Origin of the sequence: Bacillus sp. CDB3 (genome assembly GCF_002081505.1) — a bacterium.
GTDB lineage: Bacteria > Bacillota > Bacilli > Bacillales > Bacillaceae_G > Bacillus_A > Bacillus_A cereus_AT.
The window spans coordinates 1-4495 of the sequence record NZ_ALBR01000117.1 but is presented as its reverse complement, the minus strand read 5'-3'; the positions used below and the strand labels follow the sequence as shown (position 1 = coordinate 4495).

Here is a 4495-nt window from a genome sequence, read left to right as displayed (position 1 = left end):
AAAAAGGAAAATATCAACAAGCGGTAAATATACTTGAAGAGATTAGATTAAAAAAGAAAATGTTAACACCACTTCAAACGTATTATTTGGGAATGGCTAAAAAAGATATACATTTAACGTACTACCCGAAAGAATTCTCCTTCCTCAAAAATTTTGCAGGGCGTAGCCCAATTTTAGGTAGGAGATGAATTTTGGTTTGGCGAAGCCAAAAGGATTTTGCTTTTTATTTTGTCTATGATATAATCAGTCTTATAAAGACAAAAGGTTGGTATATCAATGAAATTAGATAGTAATAATCATTCAGTATTCTTATTGCATTATCATCTTGTACTAGTTGTGAAATACAGAAGAAATGTATTTGATGATGCAATGTCAGACTATGCAAAAGACATGTTTGTACGATTGTCTGAAAGCTATAACATCACGTTAATAGAATGGAATCATGATGTAGACCATGTTCACATTTTGTTCAAGGCACATCCTAATACAGAAATGACAAAATTCATTAATGCATATAAGAGTGCAAGTTCTCGACTGATTAAAAAAGACTTTCCAAAAGTAAAACAGAAGCTATGGAAAGAAATGTTTTGGTCAAGAAGTTTTTGCTTAATAACTACTGGTGGTGCAACATTAGATGTAGTCCAAAAGTATATTGAAAATCAAGATGAAAAGTGAGGTGGAGGTTATGTTGAAAGCGTATAAGTATCGTATCTATCCGAATAATGAACAACGATTATTTTTCGCAAAAACATTTGGTTGCGTTCGTTTCGTATACAATAAAATGCTTGCGGATAGAATCGATTCTTATGAAGAATCCCAAAAAAACATGGATAAATCTATCAAATATCCTACACCTGCACAGTATAAAGGTGATTTTCCGTTTCTAAAGGAAGTTGATAGTTTGGCGTTAGCCAATGCCCAACTAAATCTAAATAAAGCCTATGCTAATTTTTTTCGTGATAAATCCGTTGGATTTCCAAGGTTCAAAAGTAAGAAAGATAATCATCGAAGCTACACAACGAACAATCAAAAAGGAACAGTCTGCATTGAGAATGGTTATATCAAGTTGCCTAAGTTAAAGACATTAGTACGAATCAAGCAACATCGACAATTCTTAGGAATGATTAAGTCTGCTACAATTTCTCAAACACCTACTGGCAAATATTTTGTATCAATATTGGTAGAAGAAAATGAACAATTATTCCCTAAAATTGATACAAAAGTAGGGATTGATGTTGGCTTGAAAGACTTTGCAATATTATCTAATGGTACAAAATACGGAAATCCTAAATGGTTGAGAAAAGCTGAAAAAAGATTAGCATTTCTACAACGTTCTTTGTCACGCAAAAAGAAAGGTTCATCTAATCGAAACAAAGCTAGGTTACAAGTCGCAAGACTTCATGAAAAGATTGCTAATCAACGCAACGATTTTCTTCACAAGGTAACTAACGAAATCACAAACGAAAACCAAGTAATTGTGATTGAAGACTTGAAAGTGAAGAATATGCAAAAAAATCACAAGTTAGCAAAAGCAATTAGTGAAGTATCTTGGGCTAAATTCAGAGAATACCTTGACTATAAAGCAATATGGAAAGGTCGTGATTTGATAATCGCACCTAAGAATTATGCAAGTAGTCAATTATGTTCTTGTTGCGGTTACAAAAACAAAGATGTGAAAAATCTCAACCTTCGCGAGTGGGATTGTCCATCCTGTGATATACATCACGATAGAGATGTGAATGCAAGTATCAACTTGCTGAAACTTGCCATGTAATTGGTATTTTCTATAGGGGCAGGGACTGCCCTTATAGCTTGGTAAATATAGATAGCTAATAAGAGTATCTAGTTCCCAGGAAGCCCCCACTTCAAACAGTCCGTTAGGACGTTAAGTGGTGGGTAAGTTCACTTAAGCAAGCTATTGATATGTTTAAAGCAAATAATGATTTTTTGTACGTGAAATTTGCTGAATTGATATATAGTGAATATATAGAAAAAGTAATATAGTTGTCAAGGGATGGTGAGAAAATGGTGAAAAAGTTATATGTATTAATAGTAGCCACTATACTATTATTATCCATAGTGAATAGTTCATTAGGTTCACTCGATAAAATGGAAACAAAACAGTACTCCCAACAAGCTATAGATTCTGGGAAACAGTATATACAGTATAGAATGATGGCTGATCCTGGAGGTGGTGGATAATTTTTCTGTTTTATTGAACTTTATATTTTTACAAAAGACATCGTTTTGAACGGTGTCTTTTGTGATTTTATAAACTGTTTTATAAATCCCTACATGGGGAATTATGAAACTTTTGTGTCACTTTTCACAATATAAAAATAAAAAATGGAGGGGCAACAATGGGGAGAATGGGATTAAGTGTAAATGAATTAGTAGAGATTGTGAAAACGATTGATTTACAAACTTTTAGTGAAATTATGGAGTTATGTGCGAGTTACGAACAAGAGGAATAGGAGAGGCTCTGGAATGAGGTTCTCCTATTCTTCTTGTTCAACTTGCTTTTTTAATTGGCTAGCATATTTTAATAATTCTTCTTCAATACGAGGTTTATGTTTATCTGGTACACTCATGTATCGTTCATAGAGTAGTCTAGCTAAACGTTCAACTGGATCTTCACCGTTAATACTTTTTAGGAGGTCTTCATCCGGAATTTCATTTTTTAATAAAGAAGGGGCACTGACATTTAAATAATTAGCAATTTCCTCTAATTTATTTAAGCGAGGTGTTTTTTCTCCAGTTTCCCAGCTAGATACAGTTCTATATGTAGTATTTAAATCTTCAGCCATTTCTTTTCGGCTTACCCCTTTTATAGCTCTTAATTTTTTTATGTTTTTCCCTACTACGTTTTCATCGATTGTCATTTTAATTATCACTCCAATTTCGCGATTTTAACATGGTAAAATAAGGTTTTATAAAATCACACCAAAAGTGTTAAAAATATGAACTTTAAGTGTTGACTTTAGGCTCGAAGCCTAATAAAATGTAATTAAGATAGGGAGGTGAAATATTTGGTATCATTACAAGAATGTAAAACTCAATTACGCCATTGTAGAGAATCACAAAGTTTTACTATTAAAGATCTTTCGGATACTTCAAAAATTCCAAGAAGCACTTTATATGACGTTGAAACGGGAAGAAGGAGTCTCCACGCTCAAAAAGCAAAGTTTGTAGCAGATTCTCTGGGAGTCCCAATCGATCATTTATTCTTTCCGACATATTATCGAGCTTTACCAATGTAACGTAATATACATTCAATATATAGTTAATATTCATTTGAGGTATATTGCAAATAAAATTAGGCTAAAAGCCAAAAAAAAATTTTTATTAAAGCATAAATTGGTTTTGTTGCAAAGTTTTTCGAGTGGAGCTAAACTGTAGGGAAAATGAGATGAGGAGAATGATACATGGGATATTTTAAAGGAAAACAATTCAAAAAAGATATTATTTTGGTAGCCGTTTTTCTTTAAGTTATCGCGATGTATCTGAGATCCTGAAAGAACGAGGAGTTTCTGTTCACCCTACAACCATTATGCGCTGGGTTCATGAATATGGAAATTTGATCTATCAAATTTGGAAAAAGAAAAACAAAGTTGCACACCATGCTTGGCATTTAGATGAGACTTATATCAAAGTGAAAGGAAAATGGTGTTATTTATATCGTGCCATTGATAGTGATGGTCATACATTGGACTTTCAACTTCGAAAAACTCGTGATCATCAGGCTGCGTATGCTTTTATGAAAAGATTGGTCAAGCATTTTGGAGAACCATCGGTTCTCACAACAGATAAAGCGCTTGCTTTGTGCGTTCAAAAAATTACAGAGAGACGATTTTTATACACATACAAAACAATGTACCATCAAACAGCGCAATAATCTGATTGAACAAGATCATCGACATGTCAAACGTCGATTTGCGAAATCGTCTGGATTTCAAAGTATCCGACACGCTTCTCGTACCATAAAAGGGATTGAAACGATTCAGACCCTATATAAACAGAGACGAAGTCTTGAATCAGATTCCGTCTTTTCTGCGTACAAAGAACTACAAAAATTAGTAGCGATTGCTTAAATTCTATCCCAAATTTATAGCCCTCTTTATATTTTTTCTAACTTTGCAACGGAACCGTCTATCTAGTAGTATGCTGAAGTGCTTTATAATTTCACGTACTGAATTGATTAATCAAAATAAAATCCACCCAACAAGTCATCAGGGGTTGCTTCTTCTCTTTATCCTTCGCTACAATAGACATATAGAATACGAAATAGAAAGGTGACTCTAACCATGAATCAACCTTTAGTGAATTTACGAGTTGATTTTGCATTTAAGCAATTATTTGGCTCAAGAGGAAACGAACAAATTTTAATGCAGTTCTTGAACGTGATTTTAGCGTCTTCGCTATCTTCACCGATTCAAACATTACAAATTGAGGTTCTGGTGCAAAGAGACCATAAATGAAAAAAGAAGCCTAGTTT

At 33.4% G+C, this 4495-nt stretch carries 6 protein-coding genes and 2 pseudogenes; 7 read left to right on the top strand and 1 reads right to left on the bottom strand.

The genetic code is table 11. The features are described from left to right. The 4 genes from CDB3_RS32090 to CDB3_RS29450 form a co-directional block, all read left to right on the top strand. Window positions 1–188, top strand: a 188-nt coding sequence (locus tag CDB3_RS32090; protein WP_218673351.1) for a hypothetical protein, incomplete at its 5' end; no start/stop codon positions are given. 88 nt (window positions 189–276) lie between these two features. Further along, entirely contained in the window at window positions 277–675 is a 399-nt protein-coding gene (gene tnpA / locus CDB3_RS29460; protein WP_128856920.1) for an IS200/IS605 family transposase, read from the top strand. Between the two features lie 10 nt (window positions 676–685). Then, a complete protein-coding gene (gene tnpB / locus CDB3_RS29455; protein ID WP_128856919.1) occupies window positions 686–1774 on the top strand; it encodes an IS200/IS605 family element RNA-guided endonuclease TnpB in 1089 nt (362 codons plus the stop codon). Window positions 1775–2004: 230 nt separating this feature from the next. Further along, a complete protein-coding gene (locus tag CDB3_RS29450) occupies window positions 2005–2202 on the top strand; it encodes a hypothetical protein (RefSeq protein ID WP_128856918.1) in 198 nt (65 codons plus the stop codon). Window positions 2203–2498: 296 nt separating this feature from the next. On the opposite strand, the gene CDB3_RS29445 is transcribed toward CDB3_RS29450, so the two are convergent. Next, window positions 2499–2882 carry a helix-turn-helix domain-containing protein gene (locus CDB3_RS29445; protein ID WP_128856917.1) on the bottom strand — a complete coding sequence of 128 codons (384 nt, stop codon included), beginning with the start codon at window positions 2880–2882 and terminating at the stop codon, window positions 2499–2501. 147 nt (window positions 2883–3029) lie between these two features. Between CDB3_RS29445 and CDB3_RS29440 the strand changes: the two genes are divergently transcribed. From CDB3_RS29440 to CDB3_RS29430, 3 genes and pseudogenes are all read left to right on the top strand, one after another. Beyond that, the gene (locus tag CDB3_RS29440) at window positions 3030–3260 is read left to right on the top strand and encodes a helix-turn-helix domain-containing protein (protein WP_128856916.1); all 231 of its coding nucleotides are present in this window, start codon (window positions 3030–3032) and stop codon (window positions 3258–3260) included. Between the two features lie 165 nt (window positions 3261–3425). Then, window positions 3426–4091: pseudogene (locus tag CDB3_RS29435) on the top strand (IS6 family transposase). 213 nt (window positions 4092–4304) lie between these two features. Further along, a pseudogene (locus CDB3_RS29430) lies at window positions 4305–4451 on the top strand (PD-(D/E)XK nuclease family transposase); the annotation flags it as partial. Between the last annotated feature and the right edge of the window lie 44 nt (window positions 4452–4495).

Coding starts and splice junctions, on each gene's coding strand:
- tnpA (WP_128856920.1), top strand. CDS start 277: ATGAAATTAGATAGTAATAATCATTCAGTATTCTTATTGCATTATCAT.
- tnpB (WP_128856919.1), top strand. CDS start 686: ATGTTGAAAGCGTATAAGTATCGTATCTATCCGAATAATGAACAACGA.
- CDB3_RS29445 (WP_128856917.1), bottom strand. CDS start 2,882: ATGACAATCGATGAAAACGTAGTAGGGAAAAACATAAAAAAATTAAGA.